This is a genomic window from Flavobacterium resistens (assembly GCF_900182645.1).
Taxonomy (GTDB): domain Bacteria; phylum Bacteroidota; class Bacteroidia; order Flavobacteriales; family Flavobacteriaceae; genus Flavobacterium; species Flavobacterium resistens.
Genome location: NZ_FXTA01000005.1, coordinates 317,748 through 343,542 on the forward strand (window position 1 = coordinate 317,748; position 25,795 = coordinate 343,542).

Annotated in this window: 31 protein-coding genes; 1 reads left to right on the plus strand and 30 read right to left on the minus strand. The window is 32.8% G+C overall.

The features are described from left to right. Positions 1–22: 22 nt before the first annotated feature. From rfbB to FN795_RS18495, 10 genes are all read right to left on the minus strand, one after another. Positions 23–1,069, minus strand: coding sequence for a dTDP-glucose 4,6-dehydratase (gene rfbB / locus FN795_RS18450; protein ID WP_142451994.1), 1,047 nt, complete (start codon positions 1,067–1,069; stop codon positions 23–25). A 7-nt stretch (positions 1,070–1,076) separates the two neighbouring features. Further along, the gene (locus tag FN795_RS18455) at positions 1,077–2,084 is read right to left on the minus strand and encodes a mannose-1-phosphate guanylyltransferase (protein ID WP_142451995.1); all 1,008 of its coding nucleotides are present in this window, start codon (positions 2,082–2,084) and stop codon (positions 1,077–1,079) included. Between the two features lie 32 nt (positions 2,085–2,116). Then, positions 2,117–3,400, minus strand: coding sequence for a nucleotide sugar dehydrogenase (locus FN795_RS18460; protein WP_154275332.1), 1,284 nt, complete (start codon positions 3,398–3,400; stop codon positions 2,117–2,119). A 286-nt stretch (positions 3,401–3,686) separates the two neighbouring features. Beyond that, positions 3,687–4,151, minus strand: a complete 465-nt coding sequence (locus tag FN795_RS18465) for a UpxY family transcription antiterminator (protein WP_142451996.1) — start codon at positions 4,149–4,151, stop codon at positions 3,687–3,689. Between the two features lie 84 nt (positions 4,152–4,235). Next, positions 4,236–5,627: a UDP-glucose 6-dehydrogenase gene (locus FN795_RS18470; RefSeq protein ID WP_142451997.1), complete on the minus strand. Its 1,392-nt coding sequence runs from the start codon at positions 5,625–5,627 to the stop codon at positions 4,236–4,238. Between the two features lie 27 nt (positions 5,628–5,654). Beyond that, the gene (locus FN795_RS18475) at positions 5,655–6,638 is read right to left on the minus strand and encodes an SDR family oxidoreductase (protein WP_142451998.1); all 984 of its coding nucleotides are present in this window, start codon (positions 6,636–6,638) and stop codon (positions 5,655–5,657) included. Positions 6,639–6,649: 11 nt separating this feature from the next. After that, positions 6,650–9,100 carry a polysaccharide biosynthesis tyrosine autokinase gene (locus tag FN795_RS18480; RefSeq protein WP_142451999.1) on the minus strand — a complete coding sequence of 817 codons (2,451 nt, stop codon included), beginning with the start codon at positions 9,098–9,100 and terminating at the stop codon, positions 6,650–6,652. Positions 9,101–9,129: 29 nt separating this feature from the next. Further along, positions 9,130–9,921, minus strand: coding sequence for a polysaccharide biosynthesis/export family protein (locus FN795_RS18485; protein ID WP_142452000.1), 792 nt, complete (start codon positions 9,919–9,921; stop codon positions 9,130–9,132). A gap of 73 nt (positions 9,922–9,994) precedes the next feature. Next, positions 9,995–10,615, minus strand: a complete 621-nt coding sequence (recR, locus tag FN795_RS18490) for a recombination mediator RecR (RefSeq protein ID WP_142452001.1) — start codon at positions 10,613–10,615, stop codon at positions 9,995–9,997. A gap of 152 nt (positions 10,616–10,767) precedes the next feature. Then, entirely contained in the window at positions 10,768–11,133 is a 366-nt protein-coding gene (locus tag FN795_RS18495; protein ID WP_142452002.1) for a CoA-binding protein, read from the minus strand. Positions 11,134–11,284: 151 nt separating this feature from the next. Here FN795_RS18495 and FN795_RS18500 point away from each other — a divergent pair, with 151 nt between their 5' ends. Beyond that, the gene (locus tag FN795_RS18500) at positions 11,285–11,911 is read left to right on the plus strand and encodes a MarC family NAAT transporter (protein ID WP_142452003.1); all 627 of its coding nucleotides are present in this window, start codon (positions 11,285–11,287) and stop codon (positions 11,909–11,911) included. A gap of 81 nt (positions 11,912–11,992) precedes the next feature. Here FN795_RS18500 and ctlX read toward each other — a convergent pair whose 3' ends face one another. From ctlX to rpsN, 20 genes are all read right to left on the minus strand, one after another. Further along, entirely contained in the window at positions 11,993–12,928 is a 936-nt protein-coding gene (gene ctlX / locus FN795_RS18505; RefSeq protein WP_142452004.1) for a citrulline utilization hydrolase CtlX, read from the minus strand. A gap of 70 nt (positions 12,929–12,998) precedes the next feature. Beyond that, positions 12,999–13,913, minus strand: coding sequence for a dimethylarginine dimethylaminohydrolase family protein (locus FN795_RS18510; protein WP_035650437.1), 915 nt, complete (start codon positions 13,911–13,913; stop codon positions 12,999–13,001). A 63-nt stretch (positions 13,914–13,976) separates the two neighbouring features. Next, a complete protein-coding gene (locus tag FN795_RS18515; protein ID WP_142452005.1) occupies positions 13,977–15,254 on the minus strand; it encodes a citrate synthase in 1,278 nt (425 codons plus the stop codon). Positions 15,255–15,410: 156 nt separating this feature from the next. After that, a complete protein-coding gene (gene eno / locus FN795_RS18520; protein ID WP_035650440.1) occupies positions 15,411–16,703 on the minus strand; it encodes a phosphopyruvate hydratase in 1,293 nt (430 codons plus the stop codon). Positions 16,704–16,804: 101 nt separating this feature from the next. Further along, entirely contained in the window at positions 16,805–17,923 is a 1,119-nt protein-coding gene (carA, locus tag FN795_RS18525; protein WP_142452006.1) for a glutamine-hydrolyzing carbamoyl-phosphate synthase small subunit, read from the minus strand. Between the two features lie 243 nt (positions 17,924–18,166). Then, positions 18,167–18,658, minus strand: coding sequence for a 50S ribosomal protein L17 (gene rplQ / locus FN795_RS18530; protein WP_026727865.1), 492 nt, complete (start codon positions 18,656–18,658; stop codon positions 18,167–18,169). Between the two features lie 62 nt (positions 18,659–18,720). Beyond that, positions 18,721–19,713, minus strand: a complete 993-nt coding sequence (locus tag FN795_RS18535) for a DNA-directed RNA polymerase subunit alpha (RefSeq protein WP_026109818.1) — start codon at positions 19,711–19,713, stop codon at positions 18,721–18,723. Between the two features lie 21 nt (positions 19,714–19,734). Further along, positions 19,735–20,340 carry a 30S ribosomal protein S4 gene (rpsD, locus tag FN795_RS18540; RefSeq protein ID WP_035619621.1) on the minus strand — a complete coding sequence of 202 codons (606 nt, stop codon included), beginning with the start codon at positions 20,338–20,340 and terminating at the stop codon, positions 19,735–19,737. 91 nt (positions 20,341–20,431) lie between these two features. Beyond that, on the minus strand, positions 20,432–20,815 hold the full coding sequence (rpsK, locus tag FN795_RS18545) for a 30S ribosomal protein S11 (RefSeq protein WP_007803677.1): 384 nt from the start codon (positions 20,813–20,815) through the stop codon (positions 20,432–20,434). 8 nt (positions 20,816–20,823) lie between these two features. Further along, complete coding sequence (gene rpsM, locus FN795_RS18550; RefSeq protein ID WP_012022478.1) at positions 20,824–21,198, minus strand: 30S ribosomal protein S13; 375 nt, start codon at positions 21,196–21,198, stop codon at positions 20,824–20,826. 2 nt (positions 21,199–21,200) lie between these two features. Then, positions 21,201–21,317, minus strand: coding sequence for a type B 50S ribosomal protein L36 (ykgO, locus tag FN795_RS18555; RefSeq protein WP_002987490.1), 117 nt, complete (start codon positions 21,315–21,317; stop codon positions 21,201–21,203). 12 nt (positions 21,318–21,329) lie between these two features. After that, positions 21,330–21,545, minus strand: a complete 216-nt coding sequence (infA, locus tag FN795_RS18560) for a translation initiation factor IF-1 (protein WP_007136545.1) — start codon at positions 21,543–21,545, stop codon at positions 21,330–21,332. 7 nt (positions 21,546–21,552) lie between these two features. Further along, positions 21,553–22,899 carry a preprotein translocase subunit SecY gene (gene secY, locus FN795_RS18565; RefSeq protein WP_035650446.1) on the minus strand — a complete coding sequence of 449 codons (1,347 nt, stop codon included), beginning with the start codon at positions 22,897–22,899 and terminating at the stop codon, positions 21,553–21,555. Between the two features lie 12 nt (positions 22,900–22,911). Beyond that, positions 22,912–23,364: a 50S ribosomal protein L15 gene (gene rplO, locus FN795_RS18570; protein ID WP_142452007.1), complete on the minus strand. Its 453-nt coding sequence runs from the start codon at positions 23,362–23,364 to the stop codon at positions 22,912–22,914. A gap of 11 nt (positions 23,365–23,375) precedes the next feature. Continuing rightward, complete coding sequence (rpmD, locus tag FN795_RS18575) at positions 23,376–23,558, minus strand: 50S ribosomal protein L30 (RefSeq protein WP_017495010.1); 183 nt, start codon at positions 23,556–23,558, stop codon at positions 23,376–23,378. A 12-nt stretch (positions 23,559–23,570) separates the two neighbouring features. Continuing rightward, complete coding sequence (gene rpsE, locus FN795_RS18580) at positions 23,571–24,095, minus strand: 30S ribosomal protein S5 (RefSeq protein WP_085950926.1); 525 nt, start codon at positions 24,093–24,095, stop codon at positions 23,571–23,573. Between the two features lie 3 nt (positions 24,096–24,098). Continuing rightward, a complete protein-coding gene (gene rplR, locus FN795_RS18585; RefSeq protein ID WP_035650451.1) occupies positions 24,099–24,449 on the minus strand; it encodes a 50S ribosomal protein L18 in 351 nt (116 codons plus the stop codon). Between the two features lie 11 nt (positions 24,450–24,460). Beyond that, positions 24,461–25,003, minus strand: a complete 543-nt coding sequence (rplF, locus tag FN795_RS18590) for a 50S ribosomal protein L6 (protein WP_035650454.1) — start codon at positions 25,001–25,003, stop codon at positions 24,461–24,463. An 18-nt stretch (positions 25,004–25,021) separates the two neighbouring features. Continuing rightward, the gene (gene rpsH, locus FN795_RS18595; RefSeq protein ID WP_008464306.1) at positions 25,022–25,420 is read right to left on the minus strand and encodes a 30S ribosomal protein S8; all 399 of its coding nucleotides are present in this window, start codon (positions 25,418–25,420) and stop codon (positions 25,022–25,024) included. 105 nt (positions 25,421–25,525) lie between these two features. After that, positions 25,526–25,795 carry a 30S ribosomal protein S14 gene (gene rpsN / locus FN795_RS18600; RefSeq protein ID WP_031456037.1) on the minus strand — a complete coding sequence of 90 codons (270 nt, stop codon included), beginning with the start codon at positions 25,793–25,795 and terminating at the stop codon, positions 25,526–25,528.

A 25,795-nucleotide genomic window follows, 5' to 3' on the forward strand; every position in this document is an offset into this window, starting at 1 on the left:
ATCGTTAAAATAAATTTTTAGATTATGAATATTGTTTTTTATAATAATCTTTATAAGATCCTGATGTGACATTTTTCAGCCACTCCTCATTATTTAAATACCAATTAATAGTCTTTTCTAAACCTTCCTCAAAAGTAACGGATGGTTTCCAACCTAGTTCTTTATTGATTTTTGATGCATCAATCGCATAACGTAAATCATGACCCGGCCTGTCTTTTACATAAGTAATTAGCTTTTCAGAAGTTCCTTTTTCTCTTTCAAGTTTGCCATCCATAATCTGGCATAATAATTTAACCAAATCAATGTTTTTCCATTCGTTAAATCCTCCAATGTTATAAGTTTCATGATTTTTACCCTCATGAAAAACTAAATCTATTGCAATAGCATGATCTTCCACAAAAAGCCAATCACGCGTATAATTACCATCTCCATAAACTGGTAGAGACTTATTGTTTATGATATTATTTATAAAAAGCGGAATTAATTTTTCAGGAAAGTGGTATGATCCATAATTATTTGAACAATTTGTTAAAACATAAGGTAATCCATAAGTTTCGCCATATGCTCTCACGAAATGATCTGAACTTGCTTTTGACGCAGAATATGGAGAATTTGGATCATAGGGCGTTGTTTCTGTAAATAATCCCTCAGCGCCAAGAGAACCATATACTTCATCTGTACTAATATGATAAAACCTTTTTCCTTCAAAATTACCTTTCCATTGATTTTTTGCTGCATTTAGCAAATTCATTGTTCCAATTACATTTGTTTTAACAAATGCAAGTGGATCTTCAATCGAACGATCAACATGAGATTCTGCAGCTAAATGCAAAACACCATCAAATTTATGTTGAGAAAAAAGTTCATCTATAAAATTGGCATCAACTATATCTCCTTTTAGAAAATTATAATTAGGCTGATTTTCGATATCTTTAATATTCTCAAGATTTCCAGCATAAGTTAATGCATCTAAATTAAAAATTTGATATTCTGGATATTTATTCACAAAACGTCTAACTACATGTGACCCAATAAAACCAGCACCGCCAGTGATAAGAATTTTTTTCATTTTAATTTTAATTTAGTAATTCAGAATTTTGTTTTTCTAATTCGCTGTAAATATCTTTTACATCTTGTGAGTTTTCTTTCTGCAAAATCAAATTAGCAGAATCTGTATGTACGAAAATCGTATTTTTTAATCCAAGGAAAGTTGTGTGCTTATCACATCCAATTACCATGTTTCCATTTTTATCTGTTGGATGTCCTTTGGAAATCAAATAATCATAAACAGATTCAAACGATCCTAAATCCGACCAAGCAAATGAAGCAGGAACAACCTTAATTTTTCTGCTTCGTTCCATTACAGCGTAGTCAATACTAATAGAAGGAATTTCCATGGATAAATTTAAATCTAAAACCCCATCTTTATTTGCTTCCCAAACCACTTTAGATTTTTCATAAACATCTGGTTGAAATTGCTTTAATTCTTCCAAAAGAACACTTGCCTTAAAACAAAACATACCACTATTCCACAGGAAATTACCTTTTGCTATAAATTCTTTTGCTGTTGTTTCATTCGGTTTTTCACGAAAAGAAATTACCTTATCTCCTTTGGCTTCTATGTAACCATATCCCGTTTCAGGTTTGGTTGGAATAACTCCGAAAGTCACAATAAAACCTTCATTGGCTTTTGAAACTGCTTCATTTATAGCTTCATTATAATTTTCCATTTGGCCAATAATATGATCTGATGGAGTAATAACTAAAATATCATCTGGTTCCGATGCGAATGCTGCAAAAGCAATTGCAGCTGCAGTATTTCTAGGAGTTGCTTCGACAATATTTAAATACGATGTATTAGTTTTGTCCATTACTTTCCCACTTAAATGATGATTGTCAACATTTCCAACAACCATAACTTTATTTACCAAATGACTATTTCGATTTACAGTCATTTCAAAAAGTGATTTTCCTTCAAATATTTCCAAGTATTGTTTTGGCTGACTTTTACGTGAAAGTGGCCATAATCTTGATCCTACTCCTCCAGTTAAAATTACATGTGTAATTGATTTTTTTGTACTCATTATCTATAAATAAAAAAAAAGAATCTCAAAAACTATAATCTGTTGTCAGCTATAGCTCCTAAAACTCCTTTTACATCGTATAATAAACTATTTTCTTTTTGCAATTCTGAAAAATTTAATCCTAAAAATTCAGTGTGCGCAACGCCTAAGACTATTGCATCAAATTTTTCTTTTGGAATTGAATTTACAGTTTGTAATTCATATTCTTCATGTACCTCTTTAATATTAGCTAAAGGGTCAAATACTGTTACTGATATTCCATATTCTGTCAATGATTTTATAACATCAACAATTTTAGTATTTCTGACATCTGGACAATTTTCTTTAAAGGTTATGCCCAACATTAAAAGATTAGCTCCATTAACAGAAATACCTTTTTTTATCATCAGTTTTACTACTTGCGAAGCAATATATTCCCCCATACTATCATTTAAACGTCTTCCCGCCAAAATTATTTCAGGGTGATATCCAAATTCTTGGGCTCTTTGAGCTAAATAATAGGGATCTACGCCAATACAATGTCCTCCGACTAAGCCTGGTTTAAAAGGCAAGAAATTCCATTTCGTGGCTGCCGCCGCTAATACTTCCTGAGTATCAATATTCATTAAATTGAATATTTTAGCCAACTCATTTACAAAAGCAATATTAATATCTCTTTGAGAGTTTTCAATAACTTTCGCTGCTTCTGCTACTTTTATTGTTGGAGCTAAATGCGTACCTGCAGTAATTACAGATTTATAAAGAGCATCTACTTTCAAACCAATTTCCGGCGTTGAACCAGAAGTTACTTTTAAAATTTTTTCGACAGTGTGCTCCTTGTCTCCGGGGTTAATTCTCTCAGGGGAATATCCCGCATAAAAATCAATATTTAATTTAAGTCCTGAAACGTTTTCTAAAACTGGCACACATTGCTCTTCAGTAACACCTGGATAAACAGTTGATTCATAAATAACAATATCACCTTTTTTTAATATTTTTCCAACTGTTTCACTTGATTTGTATAACGGAGTTAAATCAGGGCGGTTGTTTCTATCAACAGGAGTTGGAACTGTAATTATAAAATAATTACAATCAGCAATATCTGTTGAAGAACTTGTACAATACAGTCCAATTTGTGAATTAGGTTTATCAACTAATACTTTTTGTAAATCATATTGATCAACCTCCAGAGTAGAATCTATTCCAGATTTTAAGTTCTCTACCCTCGCTTTATTAATATCAAAACCTACAACTGGATATTTTGTAGCAAATAATCTTGCCAAAGGGAGACCAACATAACCTAAACCTATAACAGCTATTTTTATGTCTTCGTTCATTTAAAAAATATTAGCTTTAATCATTACAGCACATGGCTTCGCCATTCCAAGTCCCATTAATATGCTTGGTTTACTAAAAAAGTATAATCTGGGCAAATATAGCACATTCAATCAATTTATTCAATACGGTTTCCCGTAATACGAATAAAACAAAAAATAAGAAAAATTCTAAAATTGTCAACTCGTTATCTATCAGCCTGTAAAAAAATACATTATAAAAAAAACAGAAAATAAAACCTCAAATCTGAGCTTTTTTATCTTCTGTTTTTATTTTTTTTAACTAAAATCACTTATATTTTATCTTGAGAACACAACCCAAAGACTCTAATACCAAAATATAATGTGTTTTTGAAACTTCCTGAACAATTGCATCTTGATTAGTAAAAGCTCCTGAATCTAATTTTATCCTGTCTCCTACTTGAATTGAAGATACCGAAATATCACTGACGTTTGTAGCTTTTAGACTTGATTTTATTATATTTATTTCTTCATCACGAACAACCGCAGGTTTTCCAAGCCAAAACAAATATCTTACAACACCGGGAATATTAAAAACCGAATTTCGATCTATTTCGGAAAGCTGTACAAATACATATGAATTAAAAAGTGGTACTTCGACTTTTTTCTTTCGATCAGACCATTGCTTGATTTGCGTAATCAAAGGACAATAACATTCCACACCAATCTGTGTAAGTCTTTCAGCAACTTTTTTTTCCCATTTGGGTTTCGTATAAAGTACGTACCAATTCATAATTCTAATTTATTGAAATAAAACCTACAACATTTATCTCCTCATTAACTTTATATTAAATTTTACTTCAATATCAATTCTCAATTAAGAACCAATTCCTTTATAAACAAACCCAATACTTTCAAGTTCTTTTGCATTTAGTATATTTCTTCCATCAAATAAAAATGCAGGCTTATGCATAGAATCATATATTTTCTGCCAATCATAACTAATAAACTCATCCCATTCGGTCAAGATTGAAATCGCATGTGCACCTTTACAAGCCTCATAAGGATCATCAAATACAGTTAACGCTTTATTATTTTCTTCACTTGATCTTGTTTGTAAATAATCCAAATCATTCAACATTTTGCTTTCTGATACTTTAGGATCATATACCGAGATACAAGCTTGCTCATTAATTAAATCATCAGCAACGTAAATTGCAGCTGATTCACGGGTATCATTTGTATCTTTTTTGAAAGCCCAACCTAAAAATGTTATTTTCTTATCAGCAACAGTGTTATATAAAGTCTGAACTATTTTACTAGAAAATCTTCTTTTCTGATGATCATTCATAATGATTACTTGTTCCCAATAATCAGCCACTTCATTTAATCCATATGATTTCGCAATATAAACTAAATTTAAAATGTCTTTTTGAAAACAAGAACCTCCAAATCCAACTGAAGCTTTTAAAAACTTTGGCCCAATTCGACTGTCCATTCCAATCGCTTTTGCAACTTCATTTACATCAGCTCCAGTCTTTTCGCATAATTCAGACATTGCATTTATTGAAGAAATTCTTTGTGCTAAAAATGCATTTGCCGTAAGCTTCGATAATTCTGAAGACCAAACATTTGTTGTTAAAATTTTACTTTTATCGACCCAGTTCGCATAAACATCAACTAAAGCATTTATTGCCGATTCACCCTCTGGAGTTGTATCTCCACCTATTAAAATCCTGTCTGGATTTAACAAATCTGTTACGGCAGTTCCTTCTGCTAAAAACTCTGGGTTAGACAAAATCTGAAATTGCACACCATTTCCTGTATTATCTAAAATACTTTTTATAGCTTCGGCTGTTCTTACAGGTAAAGTAGATTTTTCTACAACTATCTTATTTTCCTTAGCTACTTTTGCAATTTGTCTGGCACATAATTCAATGTATTTTAAATCAGCTGCCATACCTTTGCCTTTTCCGTAAGTTTTCGTTGGAGTATTAACTGAAATAAAAATTACTTGTGCTTCATCAATTGCTTTTTCAACATCTGTCGAAAAGAAAAGATTTCTTCCTCTAGCTTCGGCTACAATTTCTGACAAACCTGGCTCATAAATCGGAATATTATTAGTATCTGGATCATTCCAGTCTTTAATTCTTTGTTCGTTCAAATCGACAACTGTCACTTGAATATGCGGACACTTTTGAGCAATCACTGCCATAGTTGGACCTCCAACATAACCAGCACCTATGCAACAAATTTTTGTAACTTTCATTTATTATACTATTAACTTAGTCTATTTTTATTTTAAATTATTCCAATACCAGTTTACCGCTTCCTTCAAACCATCTTGTAAAGAATATTTTGGATCATAACCTAGCATACTTTTGGCCTTATCGATACTTGCCAACGAATGTGGAATATCTCCTGTTCTGTTTTCTCCGTAAATAATTTTAACATCAGCAATTTTTGAATCATATTCTGAAAGGTATTCTTTTAAACATTCTACCAAATCATTCAATGTATTACGTTCTCCAAATGCTGTATTGTAAACTGTATTAGTAGCCTCTGTATTTTGGATTTTAATCGCCAAGTCATTCATCTGAATTACATTTTCGATATAGGTAAAATCCCTCGAATAATTTCCATCACCATTTATAATGGGGCTTTCATATTTCATCAACTGTTTTACAAACTTTGGAATTACTGCTGCATAAGCTCCTTCCGGGTCTTGCCTCTGACCAAAAACATTGAAATATCGTAAGCCAATAGTTTCTAAACCGTATGTTTTACTAAAAATTTCAGCATACAATTCATTCACATATTTAGTTATGGCGTATGGTGATAATGGTTTTCCTATAACATCTTCAACTTTAGGCAATTCCTTAGAATCTCCATATGTTGACGAACTTGCAGCGTAGATAAAACGTTTAACTTTTTCGTCTCTGGATGCTACCAGCATATTTAAAAAACCCGAAACATTTACATCATTTGTGGTTATTGGATCATTTATTGAACGGGGAACAGAACCTAATGCCGCTTGGTGCAAAACATAATCGACCCCTTTCACGGCTAAAATACAATCTCTTAAATTGCGAATATCACCTTCAATTAATTCAAAATTTGAATCTTCAATGAAACTATCCAAATTATGACGATGTCCAGTTGAAAAATTATCTAGACAAACTACTTTATCTCCAAGTTTCAGAAAATATTCACACAAATTTGAGCCAATAAATCCCGCGCCTCCTGTAATTAAAATAGTTCTTTGAATTGATGTTTCCATTTGAATCAAATTTATTTCTTCAATTTATTTAGAAAAGTTTTTATTGACTTCTTCTTTTTCTCCTCATCCAGATATCCGCTAGAATAATCTCCATAACCATAGCCATATCCATAACCATAAGCCGAACCATACTTTGCTTTGTTTTCATATCCATTGAAAACAATACTTGCATTGCTTAGTTCACCTCTCTTAACTCTGGTATTCAACAATGTTATCATATCTTTTTTAGTATAATTCTGTCTCACGATATACAAAGTTACGTCTGAGTACTGAGATAATTCTAATGCATCAGAAACTAAGCCTACAGGAGGTGTATCCAAAATGATATAATCGTATTTATTTTTTAATTCTTCAATTAATTCTTTCATCGCCTCGCTCAAAATTAATTCTGATGGATTTGGGGGAATTGGTCCAGAAAGAATAACATCAAGATTAGGAACCTCTGTAGAATTCGTAATTTCGCTCAAACTATTTTGTCTAATTAAATAATTGACAACTCCTGTCTGAGTAGTTAAATTAAACTCATCAGCTAATCTTGGTTTTCTTAAATCTAAACCTACAATAACCGTTTTCTTTTCACTCAATGCAAAAACTGTTGCAATATTTATAGAACAGAATGTTTTTCCTTCACCACTTATTGATGAAGTTATCATTAAAGTCTTTGAACCGCTTACCTGCTGTTTTTTATACAAAAATTGCAATGAAGATCGAATTGCCCTAAAAGCTTCAGAAAGTGCCGATTTAGGTTTGTCGAAAACAGCAAGATTTACTCCCTCTTTATTTACACCGATTACACCAATTATTGGTATTTGGCTCAACTTTGTAAGCTCCTCAGTATTTTGAATAGAATTATTAATAAACAAAATTGTTAAAACAACTAATAATGGAATCAATATTCCTAAAAACAGCGCTAATATATAATTAACAGAAGTTTTGGGTCCTACCAATACGCCACTTATTTCCTTAGCCGGATCAATAAAATGAATATCAGATAGATTAGAAGCTTTTACAATTTCTGCTTCGTTTCGTTTTTGAAGAAATGTTGTATAAATATTGTCATTTAAATCATATTTTCTTTTTATCTTCAATAATTCCTGTTGCTCTTCTGGCAACCTTTTAACTGTACTTTCTGCTTCGCCTATTTTAGCATTTACTAAAGATAAATCATAAACTAGAGCTGCTTTTGCAGAAACAATATTTTCAAGCAAAACGCTTTTAAGTGCCTCCATTTGATTATCAAAGTCCTTAAAAATCTTATCGCTTTTAACGGCATATGCCATTTCTGACCTTTGAGTTGAAAGTGCAATTAGCCTTGAAATATTTGTCGCAATATTCGGATCCTCAATTCCTGCAACTGATGGAGCAGGTAATCTCGAATAATCTACACTATTATTTAAATATGATTTTAGTGAATTGTAATACGTAATTTTTCTGGCGATCTGATCTTTTTCAACATCAAAATTCATTATTTTGTCAGTAACCTTCGCCCCTCCATCTTCTATTTCATATATATTTTTATCTTTTCTAAACGATTTTAATTCATTCCCTGTTTGTTTTAATTGCAACTCCATAGCAACAAGAGTACTATCAATAAATTTAATGGTATTGTTTGCAAATTGATTTTTACCATCCAATTGATATTTCATCAACATTTTTACTGTTGAATTAAGGTATTCAACAAGTCTCGCTTTGTTTGTTCCTTGCATTGCCAAGGTCAAAATTGACCCTCCTTTATCATCAGAACCCACACTTATGCCTTTGTAACGGGAAACTGTTCCATCAAAATCATTGAATTTAACAAAATACTCGTTTCCAGTATACAAACCTGGATTATCATTAATTTGTAATTCCCAATTTAAAAAAGGCAAAGAAACACGTTCACCAACTTTGTATCTTTTTACAAATTCTACAGGCTGAACGGCTGTTTTAGAATATGAATTTTCAGCATAATTAATCAATGAAACTGAATTATTCTCAAAAGGAATATGTATCTCATATACATTTGCACTGATAAATTTAATTTTTATCAAGGTATTTGCAAGCTGCCCTCTAGATTTATCGATATCAACATAGAATGGCACACTACCATAAGAATCAATTAAACTGTATTCCCCCATAGTTAAGTAATCAATATAATACTGAAGCTTATTAACTACTAATTCATTATGAGATCTCGACTGTAATATTGTTGTTATTCCATTTACCTGATCTGAAATTCCTCCCCAATTAAAAACTAAGCTTGTATTTGAGGTGAAAAAAGGATTACTTTCTTCTTTAATTGAAATTAAAGTCTGCATTCCATAAATTTTTTCTTTACGAATATTTACCTGATATGCAATAGTAAAAGCAATAATTAAACTCACTAAAAACCATTTCCAATAGCTAATAATTTTCAGCAACAAACCTTTAAAATCAAAACTTGAATGGTTTTCAAAAATCGATAAATCTTTTATATCTAACATTTCCTGAGTCTAGTTTTTAGTTTTGATCGTTATTTTATAATTAAATACACTGTTGTTGCCAATGATAACAAGGTAATAATTGTACCTATTGACTGTATTCCTGTTTGCCCAGTTCCCCATGTTTTTTGTCTCAATGGCTTAACATAAATATAATCATTGGGCTGTAAGTAATAATATGGAGATTTCATGACATTCACATCAGTAAGATCAATATCATTCATTTGCACTCCCGTAGGGCTTTGACGTATTATTGTAACTGATTTTCTATCTCCAACGGTAGTAATATCCCCTGCATTTGCAACAGCCTCCATGATATTTACATGCTCTTGAAACAGTGTTTTTGTACCTGTACTTCCAACCTCTCCATTTATTGTATATCTAAAACCAGCTAATTTTACCGTTACAAATATATTGGCATCTGCTTTAAAATATTCCTCAAGCAATTTTTTCTCAATTTTCACTCGAACCTCTTCCAGAGTATAACCAATAACATTTATCTCACCTAAAATTGGAATTCGAATATTCCCATGATCATCAACTGTAAATCCATCAAAATACAAGCCGGCTTCAGACTTTCCGCCTGTTAAAGATCCGCCTTCTGTTTTATTAAAAATTGCAATTAATTTAGGGTCTATAGCTTTTAAATTAATACTTAAAACATCATTAACCTGAAGTCTGTAAGGCTTAGTTTCAACTGCTACAACAGTATTTGATTCTTCAGAAGGATTTTTATCCTGCAGATATACTAAATCTTTTATAGGAATACATGAAGTAAAAAGCATACTAATCAGCAACAGGATATAAAAACTATTTTTTGTCATTGTTAAAATTTTATCGCAAATATAGCTTTTCCAATTAATCTTCGGGAAATCTATATTTCATTTGGGGTTTTATTTAATTGTTTTTGAATGTTTTTTCAAATGGAACACGATGTAAAATACTTCTACCAAGAGTAACTTCATCAGCATATTCCAATTCGTCTCCTACTGATATTCCTCTTGCAATCGTAGAAATTATAATTTGAAATTCTGCAATTTGTTTATAGATATAAAAATTGGTCGTATCACCTTCCATGGTTGAACTTAATGCAAAAATGATTTCGACAACTTTTCCGGATTTGACTTTTTCGACCAAAGTTGAAATATTCAACTGACTTGGGCCAACTCCTTCTATTGGAGAAATTTTTCCTCCCAACACATGATAAATCCCTTTGTACTGACCTGTATTTTCAATAGCCATAACATCACGAATATCCTCAACAACACAAATAGTCTGATGGTTTCTAGATGAATTGGCGCATATTTCACACACTTTTGTATCTGAAATGTTATGGCAATTTTCGCAAAATTTAATATCCTCACGCATATTTAAAAGTGCCTGAGACAAAAAGCCTGTTTGCTCCTTTGGCTGTTTAAGCAAATGAAGAACTAATCGCAGAGCTGTACGTTTACCAATACCAGGCAATTGCGACATTTCATTAACCGCTTTCTCTATTAATTTTGATGAAAATTCCATGACGACAAAAGTAACATTTTTAACGGTATCAACATCTTTCAAACAATTAAATTCAATTCTGAAAAAAACAAGGATTTGCCTTGTTTCTATCTGCCAATAAAAAACAAAACTTCCCAATACAATTGGAAAGTTTTAAAAACGCTTTTTTTCAATTAATATTGGTTTGTAGCCAATAAAACTAGCGTACAAGCAACTTCGACCTCAATATTATTTAATTCCAATAATTGATATAATTCAGGGTTTTCTGTTCCGGGATTAAAAATTACTCTTTTAGGCTGTGCTTCAATAATGTAATTATAATAATCACGCTGGCGTGCCGGATTTAGATATAAAGTTACTGTATCAATATTTTTGACAGGAATAGCTTTTGTATGAATTTTTACACCAGCCACCTCTCCAGTATTTTGACCTATTGCCAATACTGTGTGCCCTTTTTGGGTAAGCATATTTATAGCTCTAAATGCATAACGATCAGATTTTGTTGTAGCACCTAGAAGCAAGGTTTTTTTGTTTTTCATCTTTTTAATTTAAAGTGCAAAAGTAGTTAAAAAGTATGAGCTTAGCTTGTGTTATCAATTCAGAATATTGACTCTAAAAAACAATAACATAACGCAATTTTATTTGTCGATATAAAAAAATAACTACTTTTACTTCACTAACCAAAACTTTATGGATTTATTCATTTACTTATTCGCTGCACTTTTTTCCGTTTTAAACCCAATTGGCACGGTGCCGATTTTCGTTGGATTAACACAACACGATTCGCAAAAAGAACGTTCCAGAATTTCTCTATGGACCGCAATAAATGTTTTTATTATTTTATTGGTATCTTTTTTTATCGGTCAATATGTTTTGACGTTTTTTGGGATTAGCATTGATGCTCTTCGAATTGCAGGCGGAATTGTAATTGTGAATTCTGGCTTTTCATTGCTTTCGGGAAAATTTAATAAAAAACGAGGAATCAATAAAAAAATTGAAACCGATGCACAGCAAAGAAATGACATTGCATTAACCCCATTAGCAATACCTATGCTAGCTGGACCAGGATCAATTTCATTACTAATTGCTTTTTATCAGGAACATCATGAAATGAATGAAATCATTGTTTCATGTCTTGCTATTTTAGCAATTGGAGTCAGCATTTTTGCCATTCTAAAAAGCGCACATTACCTTGCCCGCATATTAGGTGCATCTGGAATTGTTGCAATTTCCCGAATAGTTGGATTCATTGTAATTTCTATCGGAATTCAATATATCGTAAGTTCTATTGTAAATATTATTAAAGGAAACTTTTAATCTGAAAACTCTTTTAAATAAAAAAAAATGGGATAAAAAACTTTAAGCTTTATCCCATTTTTTTTATTTAAAAACCTGTTTTTAATTCCTTGGCAAGAAAACTTCAGCCATCATGCAACGTGCACTTCCACCGCCACAAGCTTCAATTGTATCCAAGCTCGAACTTAAAATTTCGGCGTGATTTTCTAATTGTGCAATTTGCTTTGCAGTTAAACTTTGATGAGCCGATGCACTCATAACAATATACTTTTTATCGTTTGTTCCTCTAACTTCCAGCATATTTCCAGCAAAATTATTTACCTGATCTTCTGTAATTAAAATGATTTCTTTTTTATCATCTTTCAAATTATCCAGAACCATTTTGCGCTCTTTTTTATCATCGATGCAATCTGCACAAATAACTGCAAAAGTTTCGCCCAAACACATCATCACATTTGTATGATAAATGAGTTTTCGTTCTCCGTCAACAGTCTGAAAAGCTTCAAAAATTACAGGAGCATAATCAAAATCTTCACAGAATTCAATAAATAATTCTTCATCAGCACGAGGCGACAAAGCGCAATACGCTTTTGCATTAGCACGATCTAAAAGCAGACTTCCTGTTCCTTCTAAAAAATAACCATCATCTTCAGCAGAAGTATAATCCATTATATTTGATATTTCGAAACCTTTTTCTTCCAAAGTATCCAAAATATCCTCGCGACGCTCCTTACGTCTATTTTCAGCAAACATTGGATAAAGTGCTACATCTCCATTTTCATGAAATGAAACCCAGTTATTTGGAAAAATACTATCAGGAGTATCTGTTTCCAAAGTGTCTTCGATAACAGTAACATCTACTCCAACCGCTCTAAGTTTTTCAACAAAAGCATCAAATTCCTGCTGTGCTTTGGCATTTACGGTACTTGGTAAAAGTCCGTCTAATACTTTTTGGTAATAATTATTTACGGCAGTCTGTTCATTCATTCTGAATGCAACAGGCCGAATCATCACGATTGCATTTGTTGTCTGTCTCATCTTTTATGTTTTTTTTGTTTCAGGTTTCAAGTTTCACGTTCTGTAAAAACTTGAAACCTGAAACAATTATTTAGTCTCTAATTAAAGGAAGTGTTGAACATCTTAATAATCCCTCTTGTTTTGCAATTTCGGCATACGGAATTTCTTCGACTGTAAAACCATTAGCACGAAGCCAGTTATTTAAGCGTGTGAAATTTTTCTCCGAAACCACAACATTTTTATCAATTGAAAACACATTTGAAAACATATTGTACATTTCATTTCTTTCGATATGAAACAAATTTTCTTTTCCAAAAAGATTCACTAAATATAAATAATCCGCTTCTTCACGGAAACCTCTTTTGTAGATAATTCCTTTATTTTCGCCTACTGGCTGAAAACAACAGTCTAAATGCAATGCATTATCTCTGGCTTCTAACTTAGATTTAACCAGATCAAATTCTTTTACAATTTTATTTGGAAATAGCTCTTTAATATAATTAACCCCATGCATGTTAGTTCTTGCGGTTATATAATCTTTATAATCACTTCCTTTGTAAGTCCCTATAAAAATGTGATCATTCCAAAGCATAACATCGCCTCCTTCAATATGAACTTCTTCAGGTGGGCGAACAACTTTTAGAGGTTCGATTTGATCTATTACATATTGAATTGCGTCTAGCTCACGTTCACGGTCAGGCAGTATATTCGATTTTACAAAAACATCATCAATTACAAATCCAATATCTCGAGCAAAAATCTGATTGTAGTTCTCAATCATTTCCGGACGATAGACTTTAACGTCATACTTTTGAAAAACAGAATTAAAAGCTTCCATTTCAACAACCATGTCTTTTTCGATCGGATAGGTTCCTGCTTTAATATGTTCCAATGACTTAGGGTCATAAGCTTCCTCTAAGGTTGGAGTTGGCCCATTATGAACGGCTGAACCCAAAACTACGGCCCGCAGTCTTGACGTTTCGTTCTTTACATTTAATTGCAACATAACTTTATTATATTTTGAGCAAAGATAAAAAAAGCTTCACATGTAAGTGAAGCTTTCTATTTTTTATTTGTTAGGCTTAAATTCTCTTAATGGATGCCCTGTGTAAATTTGTCTTGGTCTTCCAATTGGCTCTTTGTTTTCACGCATTTCTTTCCATTGTGCGATCCATCCTGGCAATCTTCCGATAGCAAACATTACTGTAAACATATCTGTTGGAATTCCTAACGCTCTATAAATAATTCCTGAGTAGAAATCAACGTTTGGATATAAGTTTCTAGATTTGAAGTATTCATCTTCAAGAGCTGCTGTTTCTAATTTTCTAGCAATATCTAAAATTGGATCTTCAACACCTAACGTTTCTAAAACTTCTTTAGCTGCTTTTTTGATGATTTTTGCTCTTGGATCAAAGTTTTTATAAACTCTGTGTCCGAATCCCATTAAACGGAATGGATCATTTTTATCTTTTGCTTTCGCCAAGAATTTATCAGTATCTCCACCGTCTTTGTTGATTTCTTCCAACATTTCAAGTACAGCCTGGTTTGCTCCTCCGTGAAGAGGTCCCCAAAGAGCAGAAACTCCAGAAGAGATTGAAGCAAATAAACCAGCGTGAGATGAACCAACCATTCTTACTGTTGAAGTTGAACAGTTTTGTTCGTGATCTGCGTGAAGAATAAATAATTTATCCAATGCATCGACAACAACAGGATTTGCACTGTATGGTCCCGTAGGCAATTGAAACATCAATTGCATAAAGTTCTCAACATATCCTTTTGTGTTGTCATAATAATTCAACGGATACCCCATTGATTTTCTGTACGTCCAAGTTGCAATAACTAAAAACTTAGCCATTGTTTTGCAAATTGCCTCATACATTTCTTTTTCGTTATCCACATTTACTGCTTTTGGGTTGAAAGCAGTTAAAGCGCTTGTCAAAGCTGACAAAACACCCATTGGATGTGCTGTTTTTGGGAAACCATCAATGATATTTTTCATTTCTTCGTTAACTAACGAATGTTTTTTAATACCATTTTCAAAGTTTTCTAATTCTGCAGCTGTTGGCAGTTCTCCAAAAATCAAAAGATAAGACACCTCTAAAAAACTAGCCTTTTCAGCTAAATCTTCAATTGAATATCCTCTGTAACGTAAGATTCCTAATTCTCCGTCTAAGAAAGTAATTTCACTTGTACAAGATCCAGAGTTTTTATAACCTGGGTCGATTGTAATAATACCTGTTAAATCACGTAATTTGTTAATATCGATAGCTGATTCATTTTCACTCCCTGTGATAACCGGAAGTTCAATTTTTTTACCATCTACTTCTAATGTAGCTATTTTTGACATAATATAATCGGGAATAATTCTATAAAATAATAATTTATCAAATCTAAGGAATTTAAGACTAACTAAAAAAAGAATCCTGCTATGAATTTGTTAAAACTCCAAAAAAAAACCATTCGTTAACACGAATGGTTTCTTTTCAATATATAACTCTTACAATTATTTGATCTTGAAAGCGTTTAAACCAGGGAAATAAGCAGTACTTCCAAGTTCTTCTTCAATTCTTAATAATTGATTGTATTTAGCCATACGATCAGAACGTGAAGCAGAACCAGTTTTGATTTGCCCACAGTTTAAAGCAACAGCTAAATCTGCAATTGTATTATCTTCAGTCTCTCCAGAACGGTGAGACATTACAGATGTATAACCAGCGTTTTTAGCCATGTTTACAGCTGCAATAGTTTCAGTTAAAGTACCAATTTGGTTTACTTTTACTAAAATTGAGTTAGCAATTCCTTTTTCAATTCCAGTTGACAAACGCTCAACGTTAGTAACAAATAAATCATCACCTACTAATTGTACTTTATTTCCAATTTTCTCAGTCAAGTATTTCCATCCATTCCAATCGTCTTCGTACATACCATCTTCGATAGAAATAATTGGATATTTAGCAGCAAGTTCAGCTAAATAATCAGCTTGCTCTTCAGATGTTCTGATTTTTCCAGTTTCACCTTCAAATTTAGTATAATCGTATTTACCGTTTACATAAAACTCAGAAGCAGCACAATCAAGAGCGATCATAATTTCGTCTCCGAAAGTATATCCAGCTTTTTCAACTGCTAATTTGATAGTATCTAAAGCATCTTCAGTACCACCAGCTAAGTTTGGAGCAAAACCTCCTTCATCACCTACAGCCGTACTTAAACCTCTGTCATGTAAAACTTTTTTCAAACTGTGAAAAATCTCTGTTCCCATTTGCATAGCATGTGTAAAAGAAGTTGCTTTTACAGGGAAAATCATAAACTCTTGAAATGCGATAGGCGCATCAGAGTGAGAGCCACCGTTGATGATGTTCATCATCGGAACTGGCAATGTATTAGCAGAAACCCCACCTACATATCTGTATAATGGCAATCCAAGTTCGTTAGCGGCAGCTTTTGCAGCAGCTAAAGAAACACCTAAAATAGCATTAGCTCCTAATTTAGATTTATTTGGTGTTCCATCTAAATCAATCATTAATTGGTCAATTGTGTTTTGTTCGAAAACAGAAGTTCCAACTAATTCTTCAGCAATAACAGTATTTACATTGTTCACTGCATTCAAAACACCTTTACCTAGATAAGCTTTACCTCCATCACGTAATTCAACAGCTTCGTGCTCTCCAGTTGATGCTCCAGATGGAACAGCAGCTCTACCTAAAACTCCATTTTCAGTTACTACATCAACTTCAATAGTAGGATTACCTCTAGAATCAAGAATTTGTCTTGCGTGAACTTTAATTATAATACTCATTATTTTTGTTTTTTATTAATAAATTATATTTTTTTTTCGAAATTATAAAAATATTTAATACTAAAAACGCAATCTAGACATTAAACACCTTTATTTATTAACTACATCGTTTTAGAGGTAGCCAGTTTTATATTCTCAACAAATTGATCAAATAAATAAGATGAATCATGTGGTCCCGGGCTAGCCTCTGGGTGATATTGCACTGAAAAACAATTCTTATTTTTCATTCTCATTCCGGCAACAGTACCATCATTTAAATGCACATGGGTAATCTCCAATTCTGGGTGATTTTCCAATTGTTCTTTCTTAACCGCAAATCCATGATTCTGAGAAGTAATCTCTCCCTTACCTGTTAAAATATTTTTAACTGGGTGATTAATTCCTCTGTGTCCGTTAAACATTTTATAAGTTTCAATACCATTGGCTAGACCGATTACTTGATGCCCTAAACAAATTCCGAATAAAGGTCTATCCTCAGCAAGAATTTTCTTTGCCACTTCAATTGCTCCAAATAAAGGATCCGGATCTCCAGGTCCGTTTGACAAGAAAAATCCATCTGGATTAAACGAATTTAAATCCTCGTAAGTTGAGTTGTATGGAAAAACTTTAATATAGCAATCTCTCTTGGCAAGATTTCTTAAAATATTCTTTTTAATTCCAAGGTCAAGTGCAGAAATTTTATAAGTTGCATTTTCATCTCCAACAAAATATGGTTGAGTTGTAGACACCTTAGACGCAAGTTCTAAACCTTCCATATTTGGAACATCTGCTAATTCCTTTTTCAAATCTTCAATTGAAGTACCATCTGTACAAATCACAGCATTCATTGCTCCATTGTCACGAATATAACTTACAAGAGCTCTTGTATCAACATCAGAAATACAAATTAGGTTTTGCTTAGTGAAGTAATCTTCTAAACTTCCAGAAGCACCTTCTCTTGAATAATTAAAGCTAAAGTTTTTACAAACCAGACCTGCAATTTTAATGCTGTCTGATTCTACTTCTAAATCATTAACACCATAATTACCAATATGCGGATTAGTCGCAACCATAATTTGACCAAAATAAGAAGGATCCGTAAAAATCTCCTGATATCCGGTCATTCCAGTATTAAAACAAACCTCACCAAAAGTTTTACCGCTAATACCGATAGACTTTCCGTGAAAAATAGTTCCATCACTTAGTAATAAAATGGCGCTTTGTCGTGTTGTGTATTTCATTCTTTAATTTGTATTGTTTTTTAATTGTGTATGAAACTTAAAAAGCTTCATTTGTAATTAGATATTTTGCAAATTTACTTCTTTAAAAGAGCGCTTCCAAGATTTTTTAAAACTTTCATTCGTAAAAATAAAACCTAACATTTTAAATAAGTTACATTTTTATAGGTTTCAAAAAAATCAAAAAAAAAGGATAAACTAACAATTAGTTTATCCTTGATTTTTATAGAATCATTACTTTCATAATTATTCAGAAGCTTCTGTAGTCGTTTCTGATTCAGCAGCCGGAGCTTCAGGAGCAGTTCCTTCAGCTTTTTTTGCTTTACCACCACGACGGCTTTTAGCTTTTTTAACTTCTTTTTTACCTCCGTTGTAAAGTTCATTGAAGTCAACAAGTTCGATCATCGCCATATCAGCGTTATCTCCCAAACGATTTCCAACTTTAATGATACGAGTGTATCCACCTGGACGGTCACCAACTTTAGCAGCTACATCTCTGAACAAGTCAGTTACAGCATATTTGCTACGTAAGTAAGCAAAAACAATACGACGGTTGTGAGTCGTATCTTCTTTTGATTTAGTGATTAAAGGCTCAACGAATTGTTTAAGCGCTTTAGCTTTAGCAACAGTAGTGTTAATACGTTTGTGCTCAATAAGAGAACAAGCCATATTAGCCAACATAGCTTTTCTATGTCCAGTCTGTCTGCTTAAGTGGTTGAATTTTTTTCCGTGTCTCATGACGTGTTTTTTTTATCTTCATCTTGCTACAATCCACTATGGAGAGCAAAATATGAAGTAAATTATTCTTTATCTAATTTGTATTTAGCTAAATCCATTCCGAAAGTTAAATTCTTCACTGCAACAAGTTCATCAAGTTCAGTTAAAGATTTTTTACCAAAATTACGGAATTTCATTAGGTCATTTTTATTGAACGATACTAAATCACCAAGTGTATCAACTTCAGCCGCTTTCAAGCAATTTAATGCTCTTACAGATAAATCCATATCAACAAGCTTAGTTTTAAGCAATTGTCTCATATGCAATGACTCTTCATCATACGATTCTGTTTGTGCAATTTCGTCAGCCTCAAGTGTAATTCTTTCATCAGAAAACAACATGAAATGGTGAATTAAAACTTTAGCAGCTTCAGTAAGAGCATCTTTAGGATTAATAGATCCATCAGTTTTGATTTCAAAAACTAATTTTTCGTAATCTGTTTTTTGCTCTACACGGAAATTTTCGATTGCATATTTTACATTTTTTACCGGAGTAAAAATAGAATCTGTAAAAATCGTTCCAATTGCAGCATTCTGTTTTTTATTCTCTTCAGCAGGCACGTATCCTCTACCTTTTTCGATAGTTAAATCGAAGTTCAATTTGATTTTTGAATCTAAATTACAAATAACAAGGTCTGGGTTCAGAACTTGGAAACCTGAAATAAATTTTTGAAAATCACCTGCTGTTAATTGATCTTTACCAGAAACAGAAATTGTAACTGCTTCATTATCGATATCTTCAATCTGACGTTTGAAACGTACTTGTTTTAGATTAAGGATAATTTCGGTAACATCTTCAACAACACCTGAAATAGTAGAAAACTCATGATCTACACCTTCGATACGAACAGATGTAATTGCATAACCTTCTAACGCTGAAAGCAAAACTCTTCTAAGTGCATTACCAACTGTCAATCCGTAACCAGGTTCCAAAGGTCTAAATTCAAATTTACCTTCAAAATCGGTTGAATCGATCATGATAACTTTATCGGGCTTTTGAAAATTAAATATTGCCATAAATTTCGACTAAGTCAATTATTATTTGTTGTACAACTCTACGATTAATTGTTCTTTAATGTTTTCTGGAATTTGAAGTCTTGCAGGTACAGAAACGAAAGTTCCTTCTTTAAGATCATTGTTCCAAGTAATCCATTCATAAACATGACTTGAATTTGATAAAGAACGTTCGATAGCTTCTAAAGATTTAGATTTTTCACGAACTGCAACTTTATCACCAGGTTTAAGGTGGTAAGAAGGAATATTTACAACTTCACCATTTACAGTAACGTGTCTGTGAGATACAATTTGACGTGCACCTCTTCTAGAAGGAGCGATACCCATTCTAAAAACTACGTTATCCAATCTTGCTTCGCATAATTGTAATAAAACTTCACCAGTAACTCCTTTAGTAGCTGATGCTTTTTCGAATAAATTTCTGAATTGTTTTTCTAAAATTCCGTAAGAATATTTAGCTTTTTGCTTTTCCATTAACTGAACAGCATATTCAGATTTTTTTCCTCTTTTTTTAGCCATCCCGTGTTGTCCAGGTGGGTAATTTCTTTTTTCGAAAGATTTATCATCTCCGAAAATTGCTTCGCCAAATTTACGGGCGATTCTTGTGCTAGGACCAGTATATCTTGCCATTTTAAATTGTTTAAGATAGAGATTATGAATTCAGGTCATATCCTTCGATAATCTATATTCTATCTAGGTTATACTATAATAATTTTGAGTATTAAACTCTACGTCTTTTAGGAGGACGACATCCGTTGTGAGGCATTGGAGTAACATCGATAATCTCAGTAACTTCAATTCCACCGTTATGAATAGAACGGATAGCAGACTCACGTCCGTTTCCTGGTCCTTTTACATAAACTTTTACTTTTTTAAGTCCTGCTTCAAGAGCTACTTTACTACAATCTTCTGCTGCCATTTGAGCTGCATAGGGAGTGTTCTTTTTAGAACCCCTGAAACCCATTTTACCAGCTGAAGACCAAGAAATAACTTCACCTTTCTTATTAGTCAAAGAAATGATAATATTGTTGAAAGTCGCAGAAATATGAGCTTCACCCGTTGATTCAACGATAACTTTACGTTTTTTTGCAGTTGCTTTAGCCATATTACTTATTATTTAGTTGCTTTTTTCTTGTTAGCAACAGTTTTTCTTTTACCTTTTCTTGTTCTAGAGTTGTTTTTAGTTCTTTGTCCTCTTAATGGAAGACCAGATCTATGACGGATACCTCTGTAACAACCAATATCCATTAAACGCTTGATGTTCAAAGAAACTTCAGAACGTAATTCTCCTTCAATTTTGTAAAATGAAACTGCATCACGAATTGCTCCGATCTCATCATCATTCCAATCTTGAACTTTTTTATCTTGGCTTACTTGAGCTTTTTCTAAAATCTCAATAGCTCTACTTTTTCCTAATCCAAAGATGTAGGTAAGTGCGATAACACCTCTTTTGTTTTTTGGGATATCTACCCCTGCTATTCTTGCCATAATTATCCTTGTCTTTGTTTAAATCTAGGATTCTTTTTGTTTATTACGTACAGTCTCCCTTTTCTACGCACGATAATGCACTCGGCACTTCTCTTTTTTACTGATGCTCTAACTTTCATAGTAATTATCCTTTAATATCGATAAGTAATTCTTGCTTTTGACAAATCATAAGGACTCATTTCTAGTTTCACTTTATCACCAGGTAATAATTTGATGTAATGCATACGCATCTTACCAGAAATATGAGCAATTACAATATGTCCATTTTCTAACTCTACACGGAACATCGCATTTGACAATGCTTCAATGATTGATCCGTCTTGTTCTATTGCTGATTGTTTTGCCATAAATATATTAAGCTACTGCTTTTCTATTTTTACCAGTCTTCATTAAACCATCATAATGTTTGTTTAACAAATATGAATTGATTTGCTGAATGGTATCTATTGCAACTCCAACCATAATTATTAATGAGGTACCTCCAAAAAACATTGCCCAAGCATCTGTTACACCAATAACACTAACTACAATAGCTGGGAACACAGCAATCAAAGCAAGGAATAAAGAACCTGGAAAAGTTATTAAAGACATCACTTTATCAAGGAAGTCTGAAGTTTCAGCACCAGGACGAACCCCAGGAATAAAACCACCACTTCTTTTCAAGTCATCAGCCATTTTGTTAGTCGGTACAGTGATCGCAGTATAAAAGAATGTAAACACAATAATTAAAGTTGCGAATAATAAATTATACCAAAAACCAAACATATCTTTAAATACTACAAGAATGGATTGTGATGTTTCTGATTGAGACAACCCAGCTACAGCTGCAGGTATAAACATAATTGCCTGAGCAAAAATAATTGGCATAACCCCAGCAGCATTTAGCTTCAAAGGAATCCATTGTCTATTACCACCTGCTAAATCTTGCTCATAATCACCAGTAGTCGTACGACGAGCATACTGAACTGGAATTCTACGTACTGCCATTGTAAGCAATACACAAGAAATAATCACTAATAACCACAAAATAATTTCAATAACTAACAACATTGGCCCTCCATTGTTATTGGTAACTCTCGTAGTAAACTCTTGAATAAAAGCTTGCGGTAAACGAGCTAAGATACCAACCATAATTAATAATGAAATTCCATTTCCAATACCTTTATCAGTAATTTTTTCACCAAGCCACATAGCAAAAATTGTACCAGTAACTAAAATGATTACAGAAGAGAATAAAAACTCAGGCGAGTTAAAGCCTAGTAGAAAAGCACTACCAGGCAATGTTCTGTATAGATTGTAGATATAGGTTGGACCTTGAACCAATGTAATAGCAATAGTTAACCAACGTGTAATTTGATTAATCTTTTTTCTACCACTCTCTCCATCATTTTGAAGTTTTTGCAAATAAGGAATAGCAATTCCCATTAACTGAACAACAATAGATGCAGAAATATAAGGCATAATACCTAAAGCAAAAACTGAAGCTTTAGAGAAAGCACCTCCTGTAAACATGTCTAGGACAGAACCTAAACCTTGTTTAGTTTGCCCTGCTAAACCTGTTAATTGAGTTGCATCAACTCCAGGAAGGGTAACGTGTGCTCCAAAACGATATACTAAAAGTAATCCTAAAGTAATTAGAATTCTATTCTTTAGTTCTTCGATTTTCCAAACATTGCTAATTGATTCAATAAATTTCTTCATACAATAGAAAAATTATATTGTTACAGCTTCTCCACCAGCAGCTTCAATAGCAGCTTTTGCAGTAGCAGTAAATTTGTGAGCAGTTACTTTTAATTTTGCTTTCAACTCTCCTCTACCTAAAATCTTAACGATTTCATTTTTGGTAGCTAGACGGTTTGCAACAAATTCTGTCATAGAAACAGAATCAGTAATTAAACCATTGTCTACTAATAATTGAAGCGTATCTAAATTAACACCTTCGTATTCTTTACGGTTGATGTTTGTGAAACCAAACTTAGGTACACGTCTTTGAAGTGGCATTTGTCCACCCTCAAAACCAATCTTTTTAGAATAACCAGAACGAGATTTTGCTCCTTTGTGACCTCTTGCAGCAGTGCCACCTTTTCCAGAACCTTCTCCTCTACCTAATCTTTTATTTTGATTGTGCGTTGATCCTTCAGCTGGTTGTAAGTTACTTAAATTCATAACAGTATTTGTTATTTAGCTTCTTCAACAGAAACTAAGTGTTTAACTTTGTTTATCATACCAAGGATAGCAGGATTTGAATCATGCTCTACAACTTGTCCCATTTTACGTAGACCTAAAGCTTCCAAACCTCTTTTTTGAGAAAGAGGACAGTTGATTTTGCTTCTTACTTGTTTTACTAATAATTTAGCCATAATTTCCTTGAATTAACCTTTAAAAACTTTTTCTAAAGAAACACCTCTTTGTTTTGCAACAGTATGAGCGCTTCTCATTTGTAATAAAGCATCAAAAGTTGCTTTCACTACGTTATGAGGATTTGATGATCCTTGAGATTTAGATAATACGTCGTGAATACCTACTGATTCAAGAACTGAACGAACAGCTCCACCAGCAATAACTCCTGTACCATGAGACGCAGGAATTAAGAATACACGTGCACCACCAAATTTACCTTTTTGTTCGTGAGGAACTGATTGACCATTCAAAGGAATTTTTACTAAATTTTTCTTTGCATCTTCTACTGCTTTCGCAATTGCTTCAGAAACGTCTTTAGATTTTCCTAATCCATGACCAACTACTCCATTTTCATCACCTACAACTACAATAGCAGAAAAACCGAAAGCTCTACCACCTTTTGTAACTTTAGTAACACGATTAACACTAACTAGACGATCTTTAAGTTCAAGACCACTAGGTTTTACCAATTCTACATTTTTGTATTTAGACATAATATATTAGAATTTAAGTCCAGCGGCTCTTGCGCCTTCTGCTAATGATTTAATACGACCGTGATATAAATATCCACCTCTATCAAAAGTGATGGTATCAATCCCAGCTTTTAACGCTTTTTCTGCAACTAGTTTTCCAACAGCAGCAGCTACTTCAACGTTAGTACCTTTTCCTATTTCTTTTTCTCTAGAAGATGCAGCTAATATAGTAACTCCATTTACATCATCAATGATTTGAGCGTAAATTTCTTTATTACTTCTAAAAACAGAAAGTCTTGGTCTTGCAGCAGAACCACTAACCGATTTTCTAATTCTGAATTTAATTCTCTGTCTTCTTTCAGATTTTGTTAATGACATAATCTTATTTTTTAAGCTGATTTACCTGCTTTTCTTCTTAATACTTCACCCACAAATTTAACACCTTTTCCTTTATATGGCTCTGGCTTACGGAAACCTCTGATTTTCGCAGCAACTTGACCTAAAAGTTGTTTATCAAATGATGTTAATTTTACGATAGGGTTCTTACCTTTTTCAGATATTGTTTCTAAAGCTACTTCTGGAGCAATTTCTAAAACAATATTGTGAGAATATCCAAGAGCTAAATCTAATTTTTGACCTTGGTTTGAAGCTCTATAACCAACTCCAACTAATTCTAGTTCTTTTGTGAAACCTTCAGACACACCAACAACCATATTACTGATCAAAGATCTGAATAATCCGTGTTTTGCTCTATGGTCTTTATGATCAGACGATCTTTCTACTAAAACTTGATCGCCTTCAACAGTTACATTTACGTCCGAAAACTCCTGAACTAGTTGACCTTTTTTTCCTTTTACTGTAATAATACCGTCTTTAACTTCAACAGTTACACCAGCAGGGATTACAATTGGGCTTTTACCTATTCTTGACATCTTATCTAGTGTTTAAAATTAGTATACGTAACAAATTACTTCACCACCTACATTTAATTGCTTAGCTTGTTTTCCTGTCATCAAACCTTTTGATGTAGAAACAATAGCAATTCCTAATCCATTAAGGATTCTAGGTAATTTGGCAGCACCTGCGTACTTACGTAAACCAGGTTTACTAATTCTTTGGATATCTTTGATTACAGGCTCTTTAGTATCTTTATCATACTTCAAAGCAATTTTGATAGAACCTTGTACAGTGTTCTGTTCAAATTTGTAACTTAAGATATAACCTTGATCAAATAAGATCTTAGTTATTTCTTTTTTAAGATTAGAAGCTGGAATTTCAACAACTTTGTGGTTTGCAGCCACAGCGTTACGAACTCTAGTCAAATAATCTGCAATAGGATCTGTATACATATGTATTTGATTGCGATTATGGTTTTCGGGAGACACTCGTCCCCCGAACCTTTAATCAATTAAAAATTATTTTTTGGTTTGCAAAAGTAATAACTTATTGCGAGATTACCAAGACGCTTTTTTAACTCCTGGAATTAATCCATTATTAGCCATTTCACGGAAAGTTACACGTGAAATACCAAATTGACGAATATAACCTCTAGGTCTACCTGTTAATTTACAACGATTGTGTAAACGAACTGGTGAAGCATTTTTAGGTAATTTTTGTAAGCCTTCATAATCTCCAGCTTCTAATAAAGCTTTTCTTTTTTCAGCATACTTAGCTACCGTTTTCTCTCTTTTCACCTCACGGGCTTTCATTGATTCTTTAGCCAT

What these genes read in the sequence shown, in the direction of transcription:
- FN795_RS18465 (WP_142451996.1), bottom strand. Translation starts at nt 4,151, where the DNA reads ATGAATTGGTACGTACTTTATACGAAACCCAAATGGGAAAAAAAAGTT.
- FN795_RS18460 (WP_154275332.1), bottom strand. Translation starts at nt 3,400, where the DNA reads ATGAACGAAGACATAAAAATAGCTGTTATAGGTTTAGGTTATGTTGGT.
- rpsM (WP_012022478.1), bottom strand. Translation starts at nt 21,198, where the DNA reads ATGGCAAGAATAGCAGGGGTAGATATCCCAAAAAACAAAAGAGGTGTT.
- rpsK (WP_007803677.1), bottom strand. Translation starts at nt 20,815, where the DNA reads ATGGCTAAAGCAACTGCAAAAAAACGTAAAGTTATCGTTGAATCAACG.
- infA (WP_007136545.1), bottom strand. Translation starts at nt 21,545, where the DNA reads ATGGCAAAACAATCAGCAATAGAACAAGACGGATCAATCATTGAAGCA.
- rpmD (WP_017495010.1), bottom strand. Translation starts at nt 23,558, where the DNA reads ATGGCTAAATTATTAGTAAAACAAGTAAGAAGCAAAATCAACTGTCCT.
- FN795_RS18485 (WP_142452000.1), bottom strand. Translation starts at nt 9,921, where the DNA reads ATGACAAAAAATAGTTTTTATATCCTGTTGCTGATTAGTATGCTTTTT.
- eno (WP_035650440.1), bottom strand. Translation starts at nt 16,703, where the DNA reads ATGAGTATTATAATTAAAGTTCACGCAAGACAAATTCTTGATTCTAGA.
- FN795_RS18480 (WP_142451999.1), bottom strand. Translation starts at nt 9,100, where the DNA reads ATGTTAGATATAAAAGATTTATCGATTTTTGAAAACCATTCAAGTTTT.
- FN795_RS18495 (WP_142452002.1), bottom strand. Translation starts at nt 11,133, where the DNA reads ATGAAAAACAAAAAAACCTTGCTTCTAGGTGCTACAACAAAATCTGAT.
- recR (WP_142452001.1), bottom strand. Translation starts at nt 10,615, where the DNA reads ATGGAATTTTCATCAAAATTAATAGAGAAAGCGGTTAATGAAATGTCG.
- FN795_RS18475 (WP_142451998.1), bottom strand. Translation starts at nt 6,638, where the DNA reads ATGGAAACATCAATTCAAAGAACTATTTTAATTACAGGAGGCGCGGGA.
- FN795_RS18455 (WP_142451995.1), bottom strand. Translation starts at nt 2,084, where the DNA reads ATGAGTACAAAAAAATCAATTACACATGTAATTTTAACTGGAGGAGTA.
- rpsN (WP_031456037.1), bottom strand. Translation starts at nt 25,795, where the DNA reads ATGGCTAAAGAATCAATGAAAGCCCGTGAGGTGAAAAGAGAGAAAACG.
- rplQ (WP_026727865.1), bottom strand. Translation starts at nt 18,658, where the DNA reads ATGAGACACGGAAAAAAATTCAACCACTTAAGCAGACAGACTGGACAT.
- FN795_RS18500 (WP_142452003.1), top strand. Translation starts at nt 11,285, where the DNA reads ATGGATTTATTCATTTACTTATTCGCTGCACTTTTTTCCGTTTTAAAC.
- FN795_RS18515 (WP_142452005.1), bottom strand. Translation starts at nt 15,254, where the DNA reads ATGTCAAAAATAGCTACATTAGAAGTAGATGGTAAAAAAATTGAACTT.
- carA (WP_142452006.1), bottom strand. Translation starts at nt 17,923, where the DNA reads ATGAAATACACAACACGACAAAGCGCCATTTTATTACTAAGTGATGGA.
- rfbB (WP_142451994.1), bottom strand. Translation starts at nt 1,069, where the DNA reads ATGAAAAAAATTCTTATCACTGGCGGTGCTGGTTTTATTGGGTCACAT.
- secY (WP_035650446.1), bottom strand. Translation starts at nt 22,899, where the DNA reads ATGAAGAAATTTATTGAATCAATTAGCAATGTTTGGAAAATCGAAGAA.
- ykgO (WP_002987490.1), bottom strand. Translation starts at nt 21,317, where the DNA reads ATGAAAGTTAGAGCATCAGTAAAAAAGAGAAGTGCCGAGTGCATTATC.
- rplO (WP_142452007.1), bottom strand. Translation starts at nt 23,364, where the DNA reads ATGAATTTAAGTAACTTACAACCAGCTGAAGGATCAACGCACAATCAA.
- rplR (WP_035650451.1), bottom strand. Translation starts at nt 24,449, where the DNA reads ATGTCATTAACAAAATCTGAAAGAAGACAGAGAATTAAATTCAGAATT.
- rpsH (WP_008464306.1), bottom strand. Translation starts at nt 25,420, where the DNA reads ATGTATACAGATCCTATTGCAGATTATTTGACTAGAGTTCGTAACGCT.
- rpsD (WP_035619621.1), bottom strand. Translation starts at nt 20,340, where the DNA reads ATGGCAAGATATACTGGTCCTAGCACAAGAATCGCCCGTAAATTTGGC.
- FN795_RS18470 (WP_142451997.1), bottom strand. Translation starts at nt 5,627, where the DNA reads ATGAAAGTTACAAAAATTTGTTGCATAGGTGCTGGTTATGTTGGAGGT.
- FN795_RS18510 (WP_035650437.1), bottom strand. Translation starts at nt 13,913, where the DNA reads ATGTTGCAATTAAATGTAAAGAACGAAACGTCAAGACTGCGGGCCGTA.
- ctlX (WP_142452004.1), bottom strand. Translation starts at nt 12,928, where the DNA reads ATGAGACAGACAACAAATGCAATCGTGATGATTCGGCCTGTTGCATTC.
- rplF (WP_035650454.1), bottom strand. Translation starts at nt 25,003, where the DNA reads ATGTCAAGAATAGGTAAAAGCCCAATTGTAATCCCTGCTGGTGTAACT.
- FN795_RS18535 (WP_026109818.1), bottom strand. Translation starts at nt 19,713, where the DNA reads ATGGCAATATTTAATTTTCAAAAGCCCGATAAAGTTATCATGATCGAT.